The following is a 23,588-nucleotide window of genomic DNA, read 5'->3' on the forward strand; positions in this document are numbered from 1 at the left end:
GTTTATGAAAAAATATTTATTATTGGCGGCAACTAGTATGTTAGCGACAAGTGCGTTGGCTGATGTTACCCGCCATGCATTACCTAATAATAGTACTTTCCCTATTTCTCGCGCTGTTGAGGTATCTCCTGAAACAACTCTAATATTCCACAGTGGCACCGTACCTGGGCCTGTAAACCCAGAAGCAAAACGTGGAAGTCGTGAATATTATGGTGATACCGAGACCCAAGCATTGAATGTATTTAAGCGTATGGAAACATCTTTTAAAGAACTTGGTGTTGATTTTGGTGACATTATAAAAATGCAAGTGTTCTTAGTTGGCGACCCAACAATGGACGGTAAAATGGATTTTGCAGGTTTTATGAAAGCCTACACTAAATTTTTTGGTACAGAAGAACAACCTAATAAACCAGCTCGTTCTGCATTTCAAATTGCAGGACTAGCCGGAGGCCCGAATATGCTAATTGAAATTGAGGCAGTGATTGCTCGTCCTAATTAGTATTGTTAGCCACTAATTTCTCCGAGTTAGTGGCTTTTTTTTCTAAACGTTTAATTTTGCAGTCTTTTTTATTCCTCACAGGCTGAAAATATGAGAGATTATTCACACACCAATTGTGTACAGTGAATAACATGCAAAGCAATAATAAATACATTTTAACGTCAGTCGTATCGTCCTTTTCCTTGTACTTTTTGTTGATATTCTGGGGACACAATTCAGTAATTTCAGCCACCGCGGCGATCACCTTATGTACAGCTATGTTATGGGTGACAGAAGCAATTCCTATTCCAGCTACATCTTTAATTCCCTTTTTTGGGTTTCCTATGGCGGGTGTTATTGATTACAAAGAAGCCGCATCAGCATTAGGAAGTCATATCATCTTATTATTGATGGGAGCATTTATGCTTTCTAAAGCATTAGAGAAATCAAATGTTCATTGTCGCTTAGCTTTTTATTTAGTCAATATTACTGGTGGAAAAAGTGCCAAGCGGTTGGTTTTAGGCTTTATGCTTACCGCTGCTGTTTTAAGTATGTGGATTTCAAATTCAGCAACCACTCTCATGTTATTACCTATAACTTTAGCTGTTTTAAAACATGTGAAAGATCCGCGTTTAACGATAGCCATGTTATTAGGCATTGCCTACGCTGCAAGTTTAGGTGGGGTAGGTACTCCAGTGGGCACACCACCTAATATCATTTTTATGAGTGTATTTTTAGAATCTCAAGGTAAAGAAATTAACTTTTTGGAGTGGATGAAAACAGGGGTGCCCATCGTTGTCATTGGGATTCCTGTAATTGCTTGGTGGTTAACTCGAAAATTGGATGACCATCAAGAATTTATATTACCAAAATCTGGCAACTGGTTACCTGCTGAAAAGCGCGTACTAATTATTTTTTTAGGTATTGCGATTGCCTGGATGTTTAGACCCTATTGGACCGTTTGGTTAAATATGCCCTCAGTTGGCGATAGTACTGTTGCATTGGTTGGAGTGCTTGTTATGTTTTTAGTACCTAATGGCAACAAAAGTGATGCACCAAATAGTCAAGTAGACAAAATTGAAAAAGAACAATTTGGAGAGGTGGTTAATAAACCAAAATCTGACAAGTTACTCGATTGGGAGACCGCATCTGATATTCCTTGGGGTATGTTATTGTTATTCGCCGGCGGCATTTGTATAGCCAAAGCATTTTCAGCGTCTGGTTTGAGCGAATTGCTAGGGCAACTATTGACCGGACTATCATCTTTACCTGTTCCTTTACTTATTTTATCTATTTGTTTATTTGTCACTTTTTTAACTGAAATTACCTCTAATACAGCAACGGCTACCTTGTTAATGCCTATTTTAGCTGCAACAGGAATGGCAGCGGGTATTGATCCAGCCTTGATGATGATGCCTGCAGCGATAAGCGCAAGCTGTGCATTTATGTTACCAGTTGCCACTGCACCAAATGCAATTGTATACGGAATGAACAAATTCAGTATTCAAACTATGGCTCGGGAGGGCTTTATGTTAAATGTATTTTTGGCCTTTATTATTACTGGCGTCAGTTATTTTACGATTTAAATCGTGCATTAAAAAAATAAGAGTTTTAAGGGAGGGATAGCGAAATAAACACTGTCACTTTTGTCATTTTTAGAAGCGACGACTTGCTGTATTTTTGAGTTAATAGACTTGCCTTTTAATAACTATTGTTGTGTTTTTTTTTTGTGTTTTTATGTTAGTAAAATGTGAACCTTGATGGTTTGCGCTGTATTGGTTCATCAGGTTCTAAAATGGTGCGTTAGATTTGATCGTGTACCTCTATCTCTCTATATAACTGGGTTTGTATGACTTGGCACTGTTTGTGCTTTGTTGTGTTTGTGCAGTATTTTTGCTCTGTATATTCATTGGAGCTTAGCTCAATTTAATTAAATTTTTTGAAAAGTGGTGTTATGGAACTGGAGTTGTTGTTGTTTGTTGCTACCTTATGTGTAGCTGGTGCAGTTGCGGGTATAACCTCAGGGTTATTTGGCAATGGTGGTGGGTTTGTTGTAGTTCCAGCTTTATTGGCTGTATTTCCGTTTTTTACTGAGTCTTCGGCTGAATTGATGCAAGTTGCTGTTGGTACATCTTTAGCTTCTATTATTATATCGAGTACCCGTTCTGTTCAAGCTCATCACCGTAAAGGCGCAGTTGACTTTATGGTATTGAAAGATTGGGCCGTTTGGTTGGTTTTAGGTGTGTTAATTGGGCTTTATATTGCCTCTCAAACTAGCTCAACTGTCTTGATACTAGTTTTTGCAACGGGTGTGTTTTTCTACTCTATTTATTTCTTGTTTCCCAACCTTTTTGCAGGGAAAACTGACTCTTTAGATATGCCTAAAGGTATTGGTAAAGCGGCATTAGCTACTTTCTTGGGTGGATTTTCTGCCTTGTTAGGGATTGGCGGTGGAACAATTACAGTTATGACCATGGTTATTTGTAATAGGCCTGTTCATCAAGCTGTAGCAACAGCTGCTGGTGTTGGTTTTATTATTGGATTGCCCGGTGCTATTGGGTTTATGTTTATGGGGCATGATGTTCCAAATTTACCTTTCGGCACGTTTGGTTATATAAATATACCCGCTCTTGTTGCAATCAGTGTTGGTTCAATTATAACAGCGCCAATTGGTGCTAAATGGGCGCATAGTTTAGATGAAGTACTTTTGAAGAAACTCTTCGGTGTGTACCTAATAGTTGTGTCAATTTGTATGTTCTACAAAGCTTTTTAAAACTAAAATATAAAAACTAAGGTTAAAACTTATGACTGATAAATTAAGTAGACGTTTATTTCTACAAGGCACGGTTGCAGCTTCTGCTGTTGCTGCAAGTGGTATTATTACAGGAGCAGCTGTTGCTGCTCATCATAAAAATCCAGCTGTAGCTTATGGTCCTAAAGCGGGTATTGCAAAATTGAATGCAAATGAAAACCCTTTTGGCCCTAGCCCAGCAGCAATGAAAGCTATTATGGAAGCAAGTTCTAAAGGTGCATACTACGCCGCTGATCCCTATAAAGTATTAGTTAGTATGATAGCTGAGAAAAACTCAGTTAGTACTTCACAGGTGTCATTAAGTGCAGGCTCCAGTGGTGTATTGTCTTATACTGCCGTTCTCGCTTCAACTAAAGGCAAGATATTAGGCCCAGACTTATTTTGGGATACAACTGCTAAAATGCCTCAAAAAATTGGGGCTGGAAAAATAAAGCGTACACCTAAAACTAAAGATTTAGCCATTGATTTAGATGCGATGTATGCTGCAATTACGCCAGACGTAGCAATGGTACAAATTACAAACCCTAACAACCCGACGGGTCGTTTATTAGACCCTGTTAAGTTACGAGAGTTTTGTATAAAGGCATCTAAAAAAGCGTTAGTGTTAGTTGACGAAGCGTATAACGAAGTCACTAACATGCCAGAAAAAAATTCAATGATGTCATTAGTTAACGAAGGCCATAATGTTGTTGTAGCTAGAACGTTTTCTAAGCTTTATGGGTTAGCTGGGATGCGTGTTGGTTACATGATTGCATCGGAAGAAAATACAGCTGAAATAAATCGCTATAGCTTAGGTGGTTATTCAATGAACCAAGCCGGTCTTGCGGCTGCTATTGCAAGTTATAACGATGACGCTTTTCTATCTTTTTCAAAGTCTAAAATAGTTGAAGGTAGAGAAATGATTTTGTCTGCTGTGAAAGATAATGGCTTAATAGCTCTGCCTTCAGAAACAAATTTTGTGTTTGTTGATTTAGGCAAAGGTAATGCTGAAGTTTTCCGACAAGAAATGGCGAAACAGAATGTATTAATTCGTGGTATTTACCGTGATTATAATAACTGGTCTCGTGTGAGTACAGGTTTGATACCTGATGTACAAAAATATGTAGACGCTTTTCCTATGGCCTTAGAAAAAACATTAGCTAAAGCTTAATCATTTTGCTTCATTGGTTACTAGTAACTTGAGTATTAAGTTACTAGTAACTCATTTCGTCACTGCAAACTTTTCAGTCATTCCTCTTTTGATTCTTTAATTATTCCCAAGTTTCTGAACTTATGCACTCTAAATGATCTTATGGAGGAACCTTCACTCACAAAATATTATTTAGCGTTTACCACATGCTTTAATATTAGCCACATTCTTTTCGATTAATAGTTTCCACATCAGTTCATTGCGCTTCATGGCGGTTTGTAAGTCAACTCATTCGTTGAGATAATTTTATGTTGCCACATATAGGTGCATTTCGTCTTTTTTGGCTCATTTAAATGAGCTTTTGCTCACGGCAGATATTTTTGTTTAACCGCTTCTAAAATAATTGAAGTTATTTTGAATGGATAGGAAATGCTATGGGCCTTTGTTTTAAAGGGTTTGATGGGATATAAGAAAAATGTTGTCCCCATGAACAGTAAAACCGGTTCCGGTTGGCATCTGAGTTGCTTTTTATTTTTAGAGGAATGGTAATTAATAACCAAAAGTTTATTTATCAAGTGCATTGCACAGAATTAGTACACAAGAATAAGTAACAGAGTGCTGATTCAGTAAATAGATAGTTCCCAAAGTTTTCAAGCACATAATAAAAATGTAACAATAAGAGGTAATACATGCTTAAGCTACACACACTAAGTCGTTCTATTCGACGTAACTTACCGGTAATCGCAGCCAGCACTGGTTTGCTATTAACGTCACCCACTATTTTAGCTCAAGAAGAGCAGGCTGATGATGCAAACACAGAACAAATTGTTATTACAGGTTCTCGTGGAGCACCTAGATCGGTAGCAGATTCTCCTGTACCTGTAGATGTTTTCAGTGAAGAAGACTTAGTTGCTGTTCCGTTTACTGATACCAACGACATATTAAAAACGTTAGTGCCTTCATATTCGTTATCGCGCCAACCAATTTCTGATGGTGCTTCATTTATCCGTCCTGCTACATTACGTGGTATGCCTACCGATAAAACCTTGGTGTTAGTTAACTCTAAACGTCGTCATAAAGCTGCCTTAGTACAAATAGGTGGTTCAGGTACACAAGGTCCTGATATCGCTACTATCCCTGCTTCTGCTTTAAAAGGTGTTGAAGTATTACGTGACGGTGCTGCTGCACAGTATGGTTCAGATGCAATCGCGGGTGTTATTAACTTTCAATTGAAAGATAACAGTGAAGGCGGTTCTCTTTCAGTTGACATGGGTCAATATTATGAAGGTGACGGCGAACAATTTACTGTAACTGGTAACCTTGGTTTTGCGTTAGGCGATAGTGGTTTCGTCAGTGTATCTGGTGAGATTTCTGATCAAAGCGCTGTGTCTCGTTCTGAACAGTACTGTGAATCTTGGGCGTGTGTTGATGTAAATAGTGAAGACTTCTTATCTGGAAGCTCATTTGATACAACATTAGCTGGATATGATGAAGCTGCGTTTATTGCTGGTTTAGAAGATGCAAGTATTGGTTTTGGTGATGTTGTACAGCCTTGGGGTCAACCTAACACGTCGGCAACTCGTTTATTCATCAACTCTGGTTTTGAAATTAACGACTCTACTAGACTTTATGCTTTTGGTAACTACTCAGCCAGTGAAGGTGATGGTGGATTCTTCTATCGCTACCCAGGTAACGGTACTATTGAAGATCTTCGTTTAGAAGATGGTTCTCTATACTCTCCTTTAGAAAAATTCCCAGGTGGTTTTACCCCTCGTTTCTTCGGTGATATTACTGATGTTTCGATTGTAGCCGGTATCGAAGGTGAATTTGCGAACGAAATGACGTATGACTTTAGTGGTCGTTTTGGTTCAAACAAAATTGAATACACCTTAAAAAATACTATCAACCCATCAATGGGGCCTGACTCGCCAACTTCATTCCGTCCTGGTGACTTGATAAACGAAGAGCTGCAACTTACTGCTGACTTTACGCATTTTGTTGATTTGGGTATGGCTAATGAAGTGTTATTTGCATTTGGTGCTTCTTATATGGAAGAAACATATGAGTTGGTAGGCGGTGATGAAGCTTCTTATTCTGCTGGTGATTTTGCATCATCTGACCCGTATGGATTTTGTGATAACGGCACAGAAACAGCGGCTGGTTTAGCTGTTATTGCTACAGGTTCAACACTTGACTGTTCTAACCCTGATGATGCTGTATTTACAGTTGTAGGTGTTGGTTCAAATGGTTTCCCTGGATATTCACCTGAATACTCTGGTACATACGAGCGTGATTCGTTAGGTATATATGTAGATGCAAGTACAGACATTACTGACGCTTTCTTCCTACAAACTGCTTTACGTTACGAAGATTATTCAGATTTTGGTTCTGAGTTAGTAGGTAAAGTGGCTGCTAAGTTATCTATTACAGATGATATTAACTTACGTGGTTCATTTGGTACTGGTTTCAGAGCACCTACTCCTGGTCAACAAGGTACAACTAACGTTTCTACACGTTTACCAAATGGTTTCCCTGTAGCAACGGGTTTGTTCCCAGCACTAAGTGCTGTGGGTCAAGCGTTGGGTGCAGAAGCACTTAAGCCAGAAACTTCAGTTAACTTCTCATTCGGTATGTCTGGTACCTTTGATGCTTTGACAACAACTATTGATTTCTACCGTATTGCAGTTGATGACCGTTTCTATGCTGTATCTACTCTAGATGTTTCTACTGATGAAACATCAGGTGATGCTTATGATAACTACCTAGCATTACTTTCTGCAGGTGTTGAAGGTGCAGAGTCTATTGGTGGTGTTAACTACTTCCAAAACGCATTTGATACTGTAACGTCTGGTGTAGATATTGTTGCAACTTATACTATGGATAACACTGTATTAACTGCTTCTGTTAACTACAATAAAACTGAAATTGATTCAGATGCTTCAGAATTTTTGAATACTGAAAGTCAGCACGACTTAGAAAATAACGCTCCAGAGTTTAAAGGTGTTATTTCTGCTAAGCATGATTTTGATGCATTAACTGTATTAGTACGTGCGAACTTATATGGTGCGTATGAAAACGCAATCGATTCTGCTGCAACCAATATTCAAGAATATGACCCAAGTGTGTTGTTTGATGTAGAATTAAGCTATGCATTAAATGATTCTTTAACCTTAGCAGCTGGTGCTCGTAACTTGTTCGATACTTACCCTGATGAAGGTGACAGTGGTGATGCATGTTGTGGTCGTGTTTACTGGTCTGGTGACACAGTTGATTGGCAAGGTGGTTACTACTACGCCCGTTTAAATTATTCTTTCTAATATTAATTAGTTAAAATAGTAAATATTTAAAAGCCGTCATTTATGACGGCTTTTTTATTGGCTGTAACTTTATTTTAATATAATGGGGATTTCGTTAAGGGTAATCATATCTATGATGTAATGTTCAATTTTGCTGCTAAAGAAGGCTTAGGCTCTCGATAGCATCGAAACGGTAGTTCAACGAGTATTGAAACTGCTTATTAGCTCAATAAATAAAATCATAAGGCCGCTAATGATATAGAAATGCTTGCAACCATTGAATTGGTTATAGGTGAGATACTTGTCAGTATTAAACTTAGATAGAGCATGCGTCACCAACTAAATAGAGTTATAAATTAACTATTTATATCGCTATGTTTTGATGGGTAAACGCAAACGTAAATTAATAGTTAGTCTTCCGTGGTTTCTTCTATTTCTGGCCACTTGTAACGATTAATCGTGACTACCATCCCAAACAAAGGATGATCAAAATAGTGTACCTGTTTGCTGATTACTCTTCTTAACTGGTCAAATTTAACACTTTCTAAAAAGTTAGCTTGGTCATAATTTCCCGAGATTAAAGTGGTTTCTGAGTCTTCCACAGACTCCTGTGGCTTAGTTACTGGGTGTCTATAGTCTAGGTCACTGTCTATGTGTAAATAGGGTACCCGTCCAATGTTTCGTAAATATACTGCGACTTCACCGTCTAATTGCCAGATATCGCCTGCTTTGTCTATTGGTAATTCTTCATCCTTGATCGTATCCGGAGTCTCATTTAGAAGTTCTGACAAATTAAGTGGTGTACTATCATCTAAAGCACTCTCAATTGCTCTAAAGAACTCCTCTGAAGAGTCTTCATCTAGGTTATTTTCTTCTGGGTCTGGGGTTAAGACGACTAGTTTCTCAGCCTCTGGAATATAATTATCTTCAGAGGGGGATAGGGCATCAAATAGTATATCTGTATCTTGTGGTAATAATTCACCGTTGATTGTATAAGCATTACCATAGTTTTTGCCCGCGAATAATCGAATGGCTTGAGAGTTTTCACGTCCGTAGGTGACTTCTTGGCGCCATGCTAAATGTAAAAGTGGGGTTAAACCTCTTTGGTATTTAATACTTTGATATAACTCATCCATTCTGAAGCTATCTATGGGCAATAAAGAAGCGGGCATTTTTGTTTGCCATTCTATGCCGTCTATTTTTACTGGTACGTTAGCGATTAAATCAGTCGGGTCACCCGCATCCTTTTTAGGAGTTAAAACTAACATCGGGTCAATTTGTTCAGAATAGGCGCAAGGAAGTTGTTCAGGTATCTGCCACTCTACGTAATCCATATCTGTGAGTTGACTTACATATACCTCAAGCTCATCTTCCTTATTAGCAGTTAAATCAATAACGTTTGCGTTTTGGCTGCCAATAAATGAGGGTGGTGCTGCTGATATTGACACTCCTTCATCACCCAGAGTAGTTAGGTCTGTATCCAGTTCGGTTTCAGGTAAGACTAGGTTATCGATAGCTGAGCCTATGTAATTAACCCACTGCATATTTGGAATACTAAACTTTTGCTGCTCTGTGGTAGTCACTTCGTCGAGTTTTGATGCTCGACAATATGGTAGTCCTGACAATAAATAAGAAGTGTCGGGGGTTAAGTATGGGCTGAGTAAGTCTAAGGTGTTACCTATTTTTGGGGCTAAGCTTGATTGCTTAAATTTTTCAGAAACAGCATTAGGCTCTAGTGCCCGTTCAAAAACAATAACCTCTATATCAAACCACCACTCTTGCTCTGCGGCTTGTAGGTGCTGTGTCGCATTCAAAACGCCTAAACTGACTAAAGTGAGTTTTAGTGCTTTTGGTGTCAACAAGCTTGTAGTGGAAGATAACAAAGTGGTTAATTTTTGAGTCATTAAGCAGCTCTTAATTGTTGGCTAAATTCATTTAACATATCAGTGAATAGTTTAAGTCTATCTTTGGCTGATTCAGTAGGCACGTTAAATTTTAACTTTTGTGGACCATCTAACTTATATATCCTGGGTTGAGATTGAATCAGTTTGATAATAAAGCCAGGGTCAATCTGCGTCTGTTGCGAAAACTCAACAAAGCCACCTTTATTGGTGCCTTCCATTTTAGCGACACCAATTTTTTTGGCTATTAGTTTCAGCATGGCGACATCAAGCAAGTTTTTAGCACTTTGAGGCAATAGTCCAAACCTGTCTATTAACTCAATTTGAAATTCGTTAATAGCTCTTTCATCTTGGCAACCTGCCAGTTTTTTGTATAAAGATAAGCGCATATTAACATCAGGTACATAGTCATCAGGAAACAGCGCAGGTAATCGCAAGTCAATGTCAGTTTGCTCTGCTAAAGCTGAGTCAAGAGAAGGCTCTTTACCTTGTTTTAAGGCTTCAACGGCTTGTTCTAACATATCCATATATAACGTAAAGCCAATACTTGAAATTTGCCCAGACTGTCCGTCACCTAGCAGTTCTCCGGCTCCTCGTATTTCTAAGTCATGAGTGGCGAGTGCAAAACCAGCGCCTAATTCTTCTAAAGATGAAATTGCCTCGAGACGTTTTTTGGCGTCTTTAGTGAGTCGTCTTGGGTGTGGGGTCATCAAATAGGCGTAAGCTTGGTGGTGTGAACGACCCACGCGGCCTCTAAGTTGATGCAGTTGAGCCAAACCTAAGTGGTCTGCTCTATCCATCACTATCGTGTTGGCAGAAGGCACATCAATACCAGTTTCAATTATGGTGGTACATAACAAGACATTAAAACGTTGGTGGTTAAAGTCTGACATGACTTTTTCAAGCTCTCGCTCACGCATCTGTCCATGACCAATCACAACTCGAGCTTCTGGGACAATTTCTGCTATTTCTTCTGCCGTTCGCTCTATTGTGTCTACTTCATTATGTAAGAAGTAAACTTGTCCGCCCCGCAGAATTTCACGCATGATGGCTTCACGAATTAAATCTTTACTACGTTGTTGTACAAACGTTTTTATGGGTAAACGCTTTGCAGGTGGTGTCGCAATAATTGACAAATCACGCATGCCACTTAAGGCCATATTTAAGGTTCGCGGTATTGGCGTTGCGGTTAACGTTAGAATATCTACGTCTGAACGTAGCGCTTTAAATTTCTCTTTTTGGCGTACTCCAAAGCGATGTTCTTCGTCGATGATCACTAAACCTAAATCATTAAACTTTAAGCGCTCTTGTAACAAGGTGTGGGTACCTACAATGATATCTACATTGCCTTCGCCAATGGCTGATACCACACGTTTAGAATCTTTAGCACTGACAAATCTAGATAACACCTCAATGTTAAAGGGGAAGTTTACAAAACGTTCTTTAAAGTTTTCAAAATGCTGATGGGCTAACAGGGTAGTGGGTACCAAAATAGCCACTTGTTTACCCTGATTGGCAGCGATAAAGGCTGCGCGCATGGCGACTTCTGTTTTACCAAAGCCTACATCACCGCAAACTAGTCTATCCATGGCATTGGCTGAGCCCATGTCTTGAATGACCGCATTGATGGCTTTTTGTTGATCTAGCGTTTCTTCAAAGGGGAAACTATCAGAGAACCCTTGGTATTCATCCCATGCTATTTTAAATGCGTAACCGGGTTTTGCCGCCCGTTGTGCATACACATCCAGTAGCTGAGCGGCTACATCTCGTACTTTTTCAGCGGCTTTGGTTTTGGCTTTTGACCAAGTGTCTGTACCTAAGTGATGCAGTGGCGCGTGTTCTATGTCACCGCCACTGTAGCGACTTATCAACTGCAAAGAAGCTACAGGTACATATAACTTAGACTGTTTAGCGTATTCAATGGTCAAATATTCTGTCGTAATGCCGCCGGCATCTAAGGTTTGTAAACCTAAATAGCGGCCTACACCATGGTCGAGGTGCACCACAGGCTGGCCCAATTGCAGTTCGGCCAAGTTGCGTATAATCGCGCCTTCGTCGGTGCCTTGACGGGTATCCCGTTTACGACGGTGACTAATTTTATGACCTAGGAGCTCGGTTTCAGTAATAAAAGCGACTGCAAAGTCTTTATCATCTGTAAAAAAACTAAATTCTGCTGCGCCCACTGTGATGCCCACAGGTTCATCGCTATACAAAAACTCATCTAGTTGCGCAAAGGTCTTAGGTTTAATTTCTGCTTTTGTGAGAATTTCTAACAGGCCTTCACGGCGGCCTGCTGATTCGGCACTAAATAATACTTTAACCTTTAGTTTCTGCCATTCAGACACTTGTTGCTTTAATGAAGTCCACGGTATTTTGTTTTGTGGCTTGAGTGCAATATCACCAACGGTTTGAGTATTGAAATTATAATGGCCTGCTTTCTTACTAAGTGATTCGTTGGTTATCTGAACCCTTGGCCAACCTTTTAACGCAGCAAACAATTCTTCAGCACGCATAAATATGTCTGCTGGTTTAAGCAGAGGGCGTACTAGGTTATAACGCAGCTGCTCGTATCTATTGTTTACGTCTTTCCAATAGGCGTCGTGTGCTAGTTGTAAATCACCATGCATTAAAATGGTGGTATCTGCGTTTAAGTAATCAAATAAGCATGAGGTCTTTTCAAAAAACAAAGGTAAGTAATATTCAATTCCACCAGGCATTAAACCTTTGCCTACTTGGTAATAAATAGACTCTTTGCTGTTGTTTGCGTCAAATTTTGTTAGGTATTGTTGCCTAAACAATAAGGTGGCGTCTTTATCTGTGGGAAACTCTCTAGCGGGTAATAATTTAATTTCGTCTACTTTATCACCAGAGCGTTGTGTCTCAGGATCAAAGTGTCTAATACTGTCTACTTCGTCATCAAACAAATCGATACGATAAGGGTGAGAACTCCCCATTGGGAATAGGTCAATAATACTGCCACGAATCGAAAATTCACTGTGGCTCATTACCTGATTAACATGCAAATAACCAGCGCGCTCTAAACCTGAACGAAATTCACTAATATCCAAGGTTTGATTGATTTTTAATATCAGTAGATATTTACCAATGTAATCGACTGGAGCCATACGCATAATTAAGGTATTTAGCGGCACAATAAAAATGCTGCGCTCATTTTGAGTAAGCTGATATAACGCTTCTAAACGCTGCGAAACAATATCTTGATGAGGAGAAAAGTTATCGTAGGGTAGGGTTTCCCAATCTGGAAACAATTGCACATTAACTGTTTGGTTTTGTAAAAAGTAATCGAGTTCTTTCTCAAGTTTGATTGCACTTGGCGTATCAGCCGTTATTAATAACAATGGACCGTTTGCATTTTCAGCTGCCGAGGCAATAGCCAAAGCAGTACTACTACCTTGCAGGTTGCCCCAGTGGCGGATGTCATTGTTAGATTTTTGGGTGTTATTGGGTAACGGTGGTGAAAAAATGCTGTCAGTCATTAAGTGTTTTCGTTTTGGTTCATTTTCTGAGATTTACGTTTACGGAGATTTGCAGCTTGTAAATGTAAGCTGGCTCTTACCAATAAGTCTTGGTCTTCATCTCGTATACGGGAAAAAATTAGCGATATATGGTACGTATCATCTTCATGCTTACAAGCAATAACTTCAGCAAAACAGAAAATAGCAGCGGCTTCTTCTCTTAAAAATAATTTTACTTCTACAGCAGCGCCGATTTCCCACTCTGTATCACTTGCAACCACTAAGCCACCACCACCAAACTGTATAGATTGATGACTGTTTGCTTGGTCTGAATGCTGTTGCAAAATAAGTGACATCATTAAATCAATTTTTTTTGATTGGTGATTTAAAAATTCAGCGAGTTGTGACGCATGCTCTCCTAAACTTAACAAGGGCCTGAGGGCTTTACTGTCGATTTCTGATAATTCATTAGCAACCTGAAATTCAAAGGGCATGTGTTCGTGTAAGTCCTCAACATCTGGAAGAGAATATGACTCATCTAACAAACGCATATTGACCGGAACAATATGTTTTATCATGAAAAACTCTTCAAACTGTTCATACTTTTGTTCAAGTGTGAGGTGCTGCATAGGATCTCCGACGTTTGCTTTGCTTGTTAGATTTCTTACAAGCACGTATTATTCATTATCATTTTAGAGTATACCAATACTTAACAGGTTATTTTTCAACTGTTTATAACTAAATAAGAATCCCACTCACATGTTTTATCCCGTTTCAGCCTTTATAGGTTTACGTTATGCCAAAGCCTCGAAGGGTAGTCACTTCATTGCGTTTATTAATTTTTTCTCAGTTGCGGGTATTGCCTTAGGCCTAATGGCGTTGATTACCGTGTTGTCGGTGATGAATGGTTTTGAAGGTGAACTAAAGCTACGAAACTTAGGTATTACGCCCCACATACTAGTTGACCCCCTCGCAGATCCAAAGGCTGAGAATATTGACTTTGAGAGTATTCCTAGTGTGTTAGTTGCCTCTGACTTTATTGAATCAGAAGGCTTAATACAATCTTCACAAGGTCTACAAGGCGTTATATTTCAAGGTGTGCAGCCTAGCGTAATGGAGCAATCGTCTATCGTTGCAGAAAACATGCTAGTAGGGCAGTTCAGCAATTTAAAACAAGGTGAGTATGGCGTAGTGATTGGCCGCGCCTTGTCTTTGAAGCTAAATTTGCGTGTTGGCGAAAAAGCCCGTTTATTAGCATCTGAAAACAGTTACTTTGGACCTTTTGGCAGAATGTACAGTCAGCGGGTGTTTACAGTTGTAGGCATATTTAGCATGAGTTCAGCCTTAGACGACAAAGTGGTGATGTTGCATATAAATGATGCGGCTAGGTTACTCAGAGGTAGCACCCAAAATTTAGCCAAAACCCGTTTGTTTTTAGATGATGCCTTTAGTTACAAAGAGGTTGTACAAGTTTTAAATTCAAAAGGTTATCAATCTACTAATTGGCGAGACAGACAAGGCGTGTTATTTGATGCGGTGAAAATGGAAAAAAACATGATGTCACTAATGTTATTACTTATTATTGCTGTTGCAGCCTTTAATATTGTATCTGCATTGGTGATGGTGGTGTCTGAAAAACAAGGTGACATTGCCATACTACTCACCCAAGGAATGGCTCGTAGCCAAGTAATGTGGATATTTTTGTTTAATGGCGCTTACAATGGCATTAAAGGTACATTAATTGGTGTACTACTAGGTATTTTGATAGTGAGTCAAATCAACAATCTAATAATTTTGTTTAACATACCTATCTATTTTGGCGCTAACGGGCAGGGCTTACCTATTGATCTGCAATGGCCACAAGTTGTGTTTTTGATTGGTACTTCGTTAGTGTTATGTTTTTTAGCGAGTGTGTACCCAGCAATCCGAGCAGTTAAAGTAGAGCCTGCGCAAGCATTAAAGTACGAATAAAAGCTTAAATGTTAGGGTGAATTGATGTCTGCTTCGATATACAATACCGCGCTAAATAACGTTTAGGTTGAATTAACCAAGCGTTCCCTAAAGTTTTAAGGTTACCAACTCAATGCAAAAAACATTTATTACAGCACAAATGTTACTAGAAGATTCGTTCCGAGTAGCGGCTCAGGTTTATGAAAGCGGCTTTCGTCCTACGTTTATTATTGGGATCTGGCGTGGTGGTGCTCCTATTGGTATAGCGGTACAAGAATATTTTGATTTCAAAAAAGTTGAAACTGATCATATTGCTGTACGCACCTCTTCTTACTACGGAATTGACCAACAATCTAAAACCATAAAAGTGCATGGTTTACATTACCTGATTGAAAATGCTAATGCCGATGACACTTTATTAATTGTTGACGATGTTTTTGATTCTGGTCGCAGTGTTGATGCTTTGATAAAACAAATTAAGAAATTATCTCGCGCTAATATGCCTAGTGATGTACGTGTTGCTTGCCCTTATTACAAGCCCAGCAACAATAAGACCGAAATGGTTCCAGATTACTTTGTGCACGAAAGTGACGAATGGTTGGTGTTCCCCCATGAAGTGGCAGGGTTAACACCAGATGAAATCATAGAAGGTAAAACTGACCTTAAAAACGTATTACATTTGCTTAAGCAAGACTAATCGAAAGATAGTAAAACACTATAATTAAAGGCAGTTTACTGCCTTTTTTATTGTCTGAGAATTATGAGTTATTATTCAAAAGGCGTTACATTGACTGCAAGGGTGTAAATTATGAACCAACTTGTCGCAAAGCAATATCTATTACAAAAGCCGTTCAGCACTGAAAACTATCCCTTTGGTGAAGGTGTTGCAGTGTTTAAAGTCAAAACCAAGATGTTTGCTACTTTATCTTTGGGGAAAATGGCCAAAGGTAAAAAAACTGATGGCATAGATGGACCTTATTGGATGAACCTTAAGTGTGACCCAAGTCATGCACTTGAACTACGAGATATCTTTCCATCGGTAATACCCGGATATCACATGAATAAAGTACATTGGAATACTGTGATACTCGATGGCTCAATTCCCCAGGGAGAGATTGAGCGTATGATAGACCACTCATTTGAGCTAGTAGTGGCAAAAATGACGAAGAAAGACCAGCAGTCAATCTTGGTGCACCTTTAAGATAGATTAGACTTCATTAGTTACTGCGGTATAAGGTCCAATTTAGTAGACAGAAATAGTTGGTTTAAATAGTGTAAATAGCCAATTGTTTATGTTTCGATTAAAGTTTTTATTCGGTATTTTTGCAACGGAACCATATTTTAAAATACATGAAAGCAAGCGTCGCTTCCGTAATAACAGCCAGTAAAATACCTATGCCAGCATACCCACGTAAGTATTCTGCACTACCAAGAAAAGCCAATCCAAACATAGATATTGAAAGGCTTAAACATATAGCCTGCCTAGATTCTGAATGCTTAGCGTTTCGGCCGAACCAACTAAACACAGATATTCCAAGAAACAACATTGCAGCCCTTCTAGCCATAAAGATTGCAGAACTATTTTCATCAATATGAAACAACATAAATAATACTTCGGGAATAAGTATAAGAACCAAACACAAAGTAAATGCTATAACCGCTGTAATTGTACTTGTTACTTTAAATTTAATCATGCTCACCTTTGAATGTCTCACGAGTTACATAAACAGTGGAGCAAGTAGGACGCGTTGTTGCACTGTTCGTTTTGCAAAAAAACGACCTGTTTGCGGAGTCAGGTTTAATGCGTTTATTAGCGGCCACTTGTTTTATGCCAGTCTTCAAGCAGCAATAATGATAACTTTAACTTTTACCAGCAACTAAGAAGTTATCTTGTATTCCAGCATAAATAACAACAAAGTATTCTTCACCGTTAATGTCTTTTTTTTCTTTATTGACTAACCTAAGGCTCATATGTGTTAAATGTGCTAACTCAGCGCAGAGCATTAACGTTATTATTTACCCTGTTTTTGTAATCCTTTCCAGAAAACAGTTAAGAATAAATTAAGTTGTTGATCTAACTCTTCCAGAGATTCACTCGCATTTTTTATTCCGTCTACACTCTGCAATATAATTTTTGCCGCATCTGAGACTTCTACATTTAACGTTTTAAGGTTAATTATTTGCTCAACCACTGCCTTGTCTAACACACAAACGATTTTGTTAAAAAGTTGCATTTCAAAGCTAGTCATTAAATCTGGTGCTAGTTTTTTAGATAAAGTGAGTAGCTCTTTTCCGTTAGGTTTCAAGAAAATAGGACCAAATAACACTTGTTCCATATTTTTTATACCATGTAACAAACATTCAAAACTATCTTCAGAATGACTAAATCCTTGTATTGCAGCTTGTTCTCCCAAATTAAGGGTGTGTTCTACTAAGGCTAAAAAAACAGCCTCTTTATTCTTATAATATTGGTACAACGCAGGACGAGAAATATCTAACGCATCAGCAATGTCTTGCATAGATGTTTTTTTATAACCATAGGTGCCAAAAACCTCTGTTGCCGCTTGCAGTATTTGGTGCTTCTTCTCTTCAATTTGCATTTTATATAAACACTTCTTTAATTAAGGCACTAAATCGGGACATTATTTTGTGCAAAAAATAATCTTGACATAAATTACAAATATTGTCACTATGTAATTTCTGACGTTTCATGTAATTTATGTCAGGTTTAATCTAACTAGTTTTAAATAAAAGGTAAATTATGCAAGACCAAAACAAAGAGACGGTTGTAGTAACTGGAGTAACTGGCTTTTTAGGCAGCCATACATCAATTAAATTATTGAAACAGGGTTATAATGTTAAAGGCACATTACGATCATTAAAGCGCTCAGCTGAGATAGAAAAAATAATTTTAGATCAAGTTGGTGAAACTCAAGCTACCCTAAGCTTTGTTGAGTGTGATTTATCAAAAGACCAAGGTTGGAACGAAGCGATGAAAGGTGCGGATTTTGTTATTCATACTGCATCTCCCTTCCTGACTTATATCCCAAAAGATGAAAATGAAATTATAAAGCCAGCAATAGAAGGCACATTACGAGTATTAAAAGCGGCAAAAGATAATGGTATTAAACGAGTCGTATTAACTTCATCCATTGCATCTGTGTTGTACGGTAATGAAAATGTGCAACAAACTGAAGAGTGTTGGACTAATCCAAATGACAAAAGAGTCACCCCGTATTACAAATCTAAAACATTAGCAGAAAGAGCGGCGTGGGATTTTGCTAATGAAGCTGGATTAGAATTGTCAGTTATCAACCCAGGTATTATTTTAGGTCCAGTATTGGAGTCTGACTACGGTACTTCTGCAGAAGTGATCATTAAATTGATGGATAAGTCGCTACCTGCCATTCCTCAAATTGGCTTTACTGTGTCAGATGTTAGAGATGTTGCACAAGCACATATTTTAGCAATGACATCACCAAATGCTGCCAAACAAAGATATATTGCAGCAAGCAAATTCATGTGGATGAGCGATATAGCTGATGTCTTAAGAAAGCAATTCCCTGAGTATAAAATACCAAGCCGTTCATTACCCAACTGGTTAGTAAAAGCCATGTCTTATGTAGACCCAGTGTTAAAAACGGTCGTCAAAGATTTAGGCTTTAAACATAATATGAGTAATGCAAAAGCAAAACAGCAATTAAACTGGAGTCAGCGCCCTGAAGAAGAAACAATCTTCGACACAGCACAAAGTTTAATTAAGCAAGGTGCAATTAAATTACAAAAGTAATTTAGAGTTAATATATAAAAAACATAGCGCACCTGAATATGATTAATATATTTAGGTGCATATAGATTTTGTCTTTAAGTTTGTTGTGTAACTCATTTCGATTATTCATTAAGAGCACATCCTTACTCTTTGTATCAACCTCTGTAGACCTCTATTTTTTTCATTTTAAAAAGGTGATTTCTACTTATACACAATAAATAGTTTACTTTTTTGGATATATACAATGTTAAAAAAATTACTACTGATAGGGGGAATGATTATGGCTTCTAGTTGTGTTAAAAATGTTGATAATGATAATTCAGTTAAAAAATTTACTAATACAGAAATCAATCATACAACGAGTAAAAGTGATTATTACGACATGATTAAAGCCTATTGGAATGATAAGCGTGATCAAGCGACACCTAATTTCGACATTCCAGTTATACCTTTGATTGATGAGCTATTAGCTACTGATGAGTCCGATATCTTATTTAGACTTGGCCACTCCTCTATTCTTTTAAGAATCGACCAAAACTTAATTATATTTGATCCGGTTTTTAGCGAGCGCGCATCGCCAGTTCAATGGATGGGACCAAAACGTTTCCATCAACCGCCTATTTCAATTGAACAACTGCCTAATATTAAAGCTGTAATAATTAGTCATGACCATTACGACCATTTAGATAAACACGCAATATTAGAGTTAGATAAAAAAGTGGAGTTTTTTATAACACCACTCAAAGTAGGCAAGCATTTAGAAAGCTGGGGAATTGATAAATCTAAAATAACAGAACTTAATTGGTGGCAATCAACACAAGTCGACACGTTAAAAATAACTGCAACCCCTGCTCAACACTTTTCAGGGAGAGGTTTGCTCGACAAAGATGAAACACTTTGGGCAAGCTGGGCCATCCAAGGTGCCGAATCAAACATTTATTTTGGCGGTGATTCAGGGTATTTCAGTGGCTTTAAAGAAATAGGAGAACGTTTAGGTCCATTTGATTTAACGTTAATAGAAACGGGCGCTTACCATGAGTTATGGCCTGAGGTTCATATGTTCCCTGAACAAAGTTTACAAGCGCATGTAGACTTAAAAGGTGATGTTATGCTGCCTATTCATAATGGCACGTTCGATCTCTCATTGCACAACTGGAATGAGCCGTTGCAGAGAATAACGAAATTAGCCGCTGACAAAGAGGTCGTTGTATTAACCCCTAAGTTTGGTGAACGAGTCAATGTAAAAACACCTGAAAGAACAACATTTAATTGGTGGCTAAAACCTCAAAGCTAAGTAAGAAACTAAGGTTTATTGTCTAATAATTGGTAATGTAAAAATGTGTTTATTGTTCAAAAATAACTATGCAGCAGCCATTCAATACTGTTTAAATCTCACGCTTACACACTAGCTCATCAAATAACGATTGCATCAGCCTTAGCAAACCTGATGCGCAGTCCGGCTTGAAGCTAATCATGACACCCACTCTAAAAAGCTAAGCAGTGCACATAGACAACCTCAAAGCCCTATTCTAAAAAGGTTAGGGTTAGACACAGAGCAGTGGCTTACCCTCACTACAGAATTTGAACAGCACTTTGCTTCCGCAGTAGGCAGCGAACAGATGATGCAACAGTTTAAGGACCACACCCACCACCAAAGAATACAAGGGATGGCAAAGGCCAAAGCCTTACTCAAAAGTGCCTGAATGCTCTAAGCACTAAAAACAAACGTCCAACTTAAGTTGGGGAGTTAAACTCGTCTGAAATTTGAGTTTTCGCACCCAATGACAAAGTAAACGCTTCAACATCTAAAAAACAACCTTTAAAACATTAAAACACCCACCAAAAACCTAAACCAATCAGGAAAAAGACTTAATGAAAAACGCTGTTTTTTACTTTTTTAATAATGACTGTCTTGTTTATCTTGTTAGAGGTTCATATGTGTTATGTAAATTTATTGAACGGTTTGAATTTTTGCTCTTACATGAGGAGGAAGAGGGTCGAGCCACTCAATTCTATTCGTAGTTATATTATAATGAACGAGTATTGTAGAACTTAACCCTCCGGTTAAATCTACTCCAATATCGTCCTCGCAAACTAAGCCATCGTTATAATCTTTAAGAAAATCAAGATAGGCAAAAACTATTTGGTTATAGTCTGTATCCGATGAATATTTCGGAATCATTAACTTAAAGCGCCTATTCATTTTAGCTTCAGAATATATAGAAAAAGCCGAAGAGTAAGGGTTGTTTTCTTTCAGTTTACCACTAGTGCCATACATGACAGGCTCAATTCTAGGCTTTTGAATTGTCTCATTAGTAAAATTAGCTAGCTTGCTTTTTAATAAGTGAAATAACTCTTTTCCTGTTTCTGCAAAAAAACCACCCGCTATTCCAGCCATAACAGCTGTAGGCATGAGCCATTCAAGAGAAGCCTGAGGACCTGGGTTGGGTCGTGAGTTAACGGTTGTAACAATGCCGATTTCATTTAAATCGTCAGCGAACTCTTGGAAACAGTCATCTTCCAATGCCTCAACGTAAACTAACGATATACCTTCAGGAAACGCCATATTACCTCCATTTACATAACGCCCCTATATGCCGACGAAACGAGCGCAGCGAGTTGAAACAAACTTAGATAGACACCCAAAATAATAACTTACTTAAATATTTTCCCACCTACAACCTTGAAGCTGGGACGCTGTTTTTTACTTTTTTAATAATGACTGTCTTAGTTATCGATGTGTTTATTGCACAATTAGAATTTGTACTTACTTAAAATATCTCTGTTATCTTCTACAGCGCTTTTATACCATTTAAGACTCCATGACCACTCTGCAGATCTTGGATTGCAATCAGAGCATTTGTCACAATTCTGCTCTTTAAAACTATGACCAAAACTTGGGCCATCTGAGTCGTCATACAACCTAGTTAATAGATTTCCAGTTCCTTGAGCATAACCGTGCTTTAAACAAACCAATAAATGCATTCCACCAGTAGAGTGCATCCTAAGAGACTGAGCTATAATTCCACCTGGGCGATAATGAACAAATAAGCTTTCGCAGTTCCTCATAATGCTACTGGGATCATAGTTTTTTAGCCCCATATCTACAATGTGACCATACTCACTTTCTGGATCATCGGGGTCCATTCCAAGATTTTTAGCCATACTGGTAAAGTAAGCTTTTTGCTCCTCAATACTTAGAGAGTAAAAATCCTTATTATCATCAATATCTAAAATAAACTTTTCAATAGAATCTAATGCTTCTTCAAAGTCAGACAAGCTAGAGAGTATCAATTTCCGAGCTTCTTGTGTTGCTTTCGGGTCTTCTTTAAGGGACGTCGACATTAGAAGGTATAAGCGCTCAATTTTAAAAACGTCTTTAGTGATGACGCAATATGTCATCACCAATAAAGCCATACTTTCATGCCAAAAATCTAAGAACTCAATTGATTCCTTTGATCCCCTTGAATTATGTATACCTTTAAATAGAAGAACTGAGGCATATATATCAGTAAATAAACCGGCAAGAACATGATATTGACCATCTCTTGTTAGGCGATTACACAGTTCAATAATTTTTTGCAAAGATAAACTGCATTCACGATACAACTCATGAGTCTGATTGTTAAATATGAGATGCTCGAAGGAATCGCTTTCAAATTTAGAAATTGAATGATGAGTTGCATGAAGCTGCTCCAGTTGCAACTTGAACTTTACAGTGCGAAACTTACCAATAGCAATTAACCTATGACCTTTGCTTTTTTGCTCTCTAGCTAAACTTACTAACCAGTGACAAATCTTAAAGTTCTCTTCAAGTATTTCTCTCTTTACACTTGTAAACGGAGAAGTTTGAAATGCCTGCCAATAGTATAGTAGAGCTACAAACCTATCTTTAGCTGGAACTATAGGAGATTTGCAAATTTCAGATGCTTGTTGATAGACGCCAGTGAAGTCCCTATCAAACAGTAGGTTATTCAGTTTCTGGTGGTGAGCCTTAAATAAAGCGTCTCCAATGTCTTCAATATTCTTTTGAAGTGAAGCTGGGCTAACAGATGGAAACCTATCAACTGACTCCTTCAACCCTTTTATATGTAGATAATCCCAACAATCAATAACGGAGCCTAATAATTTGTTTGCCAGGTCATCATTCTTCCTAACCAAATTATTTTCAACTAGAAGGTGAACTTGAATTGATTCGTTACCACCTGTTTCAGAAGCTTTGGATCTCAGGGTTTCATCATTAGTAATAGGTAACCAGTATATTTTCTCTGAAGACACCTCAACCACTACTAAAATAACTGGGATTTTAAACTTAAAATAGTATTCTAGCCGTTTCAATTTCAGCGTAAATGATAGTGTTTTACCTTTATTGATATATGTCGATCTTTCTTCGCCTTTGATCTGAACCTTAAATACACTATTTTTACCTAAGGCCTTCCCATTATCGTCTTTTAACTCAATTTCACCATCAATACCAAAATCATTCTGGTCTTCTTGGCTACGGAATATCCAGCTGCTAGGTAAATTGTATTCAAAAATACGGCCTGCTTCCGTTCCTATTTCACCTGCATTCATTGGATCATTGAACCTTCTTGTTTTGGCACCTAACTACTTTTTTAATAATGACTGTCTTAGTTATCGTTTTTCACTGTCATGCCATCAAAACCGTAAAAATTGAAAAACAAAAGGAATCCTGACGGGATCGACTCGACTTTTCTGCTTCCTATTAAAAACCATGTGAATAATATTATCCATAGTTAAATTAATAACTTAGCGA

The 23,588-nt window shown here is 38.1% G+C and carries 17 protein-coding genes and 1 pseudogene; 11 read left to right on the forward strand and 7 right to left on the reverse strand.

Translation table 11 applies throughout. The features are described from left to right. The first annotated feature begins 4 nt into the window (after positions 1 to 4). The 5 genes from ABJD71_RS03645 to ABJD71_RS03665 all read left to right on the forward strand — a co-directional run bounded on the left by ABJD71_RS03645 (position 5) and on the right by ABJD71_RS03665 (position 7,736). A complete protein-coding gene (locus ABJD71_RS03645) occupies positions 5 to 499 on the forward strand; it encodes a RidA family protein (RefSeq protein WP_348164696.1) in 495 nt (164 codons plus the stop codon). 131 nt (positions 500 to 630) lie between these two features. Next, complete coding sequence (locus ABJD71_RS03650; protein WP_348164699.1) at positions 631 to 2,064, forward strand: SLC13 family permease; 1,434 nt, start codon at positions 631 to 633, stop codon at positions 2,062 to 2,064. A gap of 368 nt (positions 2,065 to 2,432) precedes the next feature. Beyond that, positions 2,433 to 3,251: a sulfite exporter TauE/SafE family protein gene (locus ABJD71_RS03655; protein ID WP_348164702.1), complete on the forward strand. Its 819-nt coding sequence runs from the start codon at positions 2,433 to 2,435 to the stop codon at positions 3,249 to 3,251. Positions 3,252 to 3,282: 31 nt separating this feature from the next. Continuing rightward, the gene (locus ABJD71_RS03660) at positions 3,283 to 4,440 is read left to right on the forward strand and encodes a histidinol-phosphate transaminase (protein ID WP_348164705.1); all 1,158 of its coding nucleotides are present in this window, start codon (positions 3,283 to 3,285) and stop codon (positions 4,438 to 4,440) included. Between the two features lie 668 nt (positions 4,441 to 5,108). Further along, the gene (locus ABJD71_RS03665) at positions 5,109 to 7,736 is read left to right on the forward strand and encodes a TonB-dependent receptor (RefSeq protein ID WP_348164708.1); all 2,628 of its coding nucleotides are present in this window, start codon (positions 5,109 to 5,111) and stop codon (positions 7,734 to 7,736) included. A 389-nt stretch (positions 7,737 to 8,125) separates the two neighbouring features. Here the strand turns inward: ABJD71_RS03665 and ABJD71_RS03670 are convergent, their stop codons facing one another. The 3 genes from ABJD71_RS03670 to ABJD71_RS03680 are packed head-to-tail and all read right to left on the reverse strand — an operon-like array spanning position 8,126 to position 13,721. After that, the gene (locus tag ABJD71_RS03670; protein ID WP_348164711.1) at positions 8,126 to 9,619 is read right to left on the reverse strand and encodes a CsiV family protein; all 1,494 of its coding nucleotides are present in this window, start codon (positions 9,617 to 9,619) and stop codon (positions 8,126 to 8,128) included. Next, positions 9,619 to 13,113, reverse strand: coding sequence for a transcription-repair coupling factor (gene mfd / locus ABJD71_RS03675; protein ID WP_348164714.1), 3,495 nt, complete (start codon positions 13,111 to 13,113; stop codon positions 9,619 to 9,621). Before mfd ends, ABJD71_RS03670 begins: the two co-directional genes overlap by 1 nt. Continuing rightward, positions 13,113 to 13,721: a PilZ domain-containing protein gene (locus ABJD71_RS03680; RefSeq protein WP_348164717.1), complete on the reverse strand. Its 609-nt coding sequence runs from the start codon at positions 13,719 to 13,721 to the stop codon at positions 13,113 to 13,115. The genes mfd and ABJD71_RS03680 overlap by 1 nt, the downstream gene beginning before the upstream one ends. A 130-nt stretch (positions 13,722 to 13,851) precedes the next feature. Between ABJD71_RS03680 and ABJD71_RS03685 the strand changes: the two genes are divergently transcribed. The 3 genes from ABJD71_RS03685 (at position 13,852) to ABJD71_RS03695 (ending at position 16,243) form a co-directional block, all read left to right on the forward strand. Further along, entirely contained in the window at positions 13,852 to 15,063 is a 1,212-nt protein-coding gene (locus ABJD71_RS03685) for a lipoprotein-releasing ABC transporter permease subunit (protein WP_348164719.1), read from the forward strand. Between the two features lie 112 nt (positions 15,064 to 15,175). Further along, positions 15,176 to 15,739, forward strand: coding sequence for a phosphoribosyltransferase family protein (locus ABJD71_RS03690; RefSeq protein ID WP_348112549.1), 564 nt, complete (start codon positions 15,176 to 15,178; stop codon positions 15,737 to 15,739). 111 nt (positions 15,740 to 15,850) lie between these two features. Continuing rightward, positions 15,851 to 16,243, forward strand: a complete 393-nt coding sequence (locus ABJD71_RS03695; protein ID WP_348164722.1) for an MmcQ/YjbR family DNA-binding protein — start codon at positions 15,851 to 15,853, stop codon at positions 16,241 to 16,243. Between the two features lie 109 nt (positions 16,244 to 16,352). On the opposite strand, the gene ABJD71_RS03700 is transcribed toward ABJD71_RS03695, so the two are convergent. After that, positions 16,353 to 16,736, reverse strand: a complete 384-nt coding sequence (locus tag ABJD71_RS03700; protein ID WP_348164725.1) for a hypothetical protein — start codon at positions 16,734 to 16,736, stop codon at positions 16,353 to 16,355. Between the two features lie 318 nt (positions 16,737 to 17,054). Beyond that, positions 17,055 to 17,642, reverse strand: a complete 588-nt coding sequence (locus ABJD71_RS03705; RefSeq protein WP_348164728.1) for a TetR/AcrR family transcriptional regulator — start codon at positions 17,640 to 17,642, stop codon at positions 17,055 to 17,057. A 161-nt stretch (positions 17,643 to 17,803) separates the two neighbouring features. Here ABJD71_RS03705 and ABJD71_RS03710 point away from each other — a divergent pair, with 161 nt between their 5' ends. The 3 genes and pseudogenes from ABJD71_RS03710 to ABJD71_RS03720 form a co-directional block, all read left to right on the forward strand. After that, positions 17,804 to 18,832, forward strand: a complete 1,029-nt coding sequence (locus tag ABJD71_RS03710; protein ID WP_348164731.1) for an aldehyde reductase — start codon at positions 17,804 to 17,806, stop codon at positions 18,830 to 18,832. 223 nt (positions 18,833 to 19,055) lie between these two features. Continuing rightward, positions 19,056 to 20,105 carry an MBL fold metallo-hydrolase gene (locus tag ABJD71_RS03715; RefSeq protein WP_348164734.1) on the forward strand — a complete coding sequence of 350 codons (1,050 nt, stop codon included), beginning with the start codon at positions 19,056 to 19,058 and terminating at the stop codon, positions 20,103 to 20,105. 209 nt (positions 20,106 to 20,314) lie between these two features. Next, positions 20,315 to 20,514: pseudogene (locus ABJD71_RS03720) on the forward strand (transposase); the annotation flags it as partial. Between the two features lie 248 nt (positions 20,515 to 20,762). On the opposite strand, the gene ABJD71_RS03725 reads toward ABJD71_RS03720, so the two are convergent. Both ABJD71_RS03725 and ABJD71_RS03730 read right to left on the reverse strand, forming a co-directional pair. Next, positions 20,763 to 21,377, reverse strand: a complete 615-nt coding sequence (locus ABJD71_RS03725) for a hypothetical protein (protein ID WP_348164737.1) — start codon at positions 21,375 to 21,377, stop codon at positions 20,763 to 20,765. Positions 21,378 to 21,565: 188 nt separating this feature from the next. Next, the gene (locus ABJD71_RS03730) at positions 21,566 to 23,386 is read right to left on the reverse strand and encodes a DUF4365 domain-containing protein (protein WP_348164740.1); all 1,821 of its coding nucleotides are present in this window, start codon (positions 23,384 to 23,386) and stop codon (positions 21,566 to 21,568) included. Between the last annotated feature and the right edge of the window lie 202 nt (positions 23,387 to 23,588).

It is taken from the genome of Paraglaciecola sp. (assembly GCF_039943935.1).
Taxonomy (GTDB): Bacteria; Pseudomonadota; Gammaproteobacteria; order Enterobacterales; family Alteromonadaceae; genus Paraglaciecola.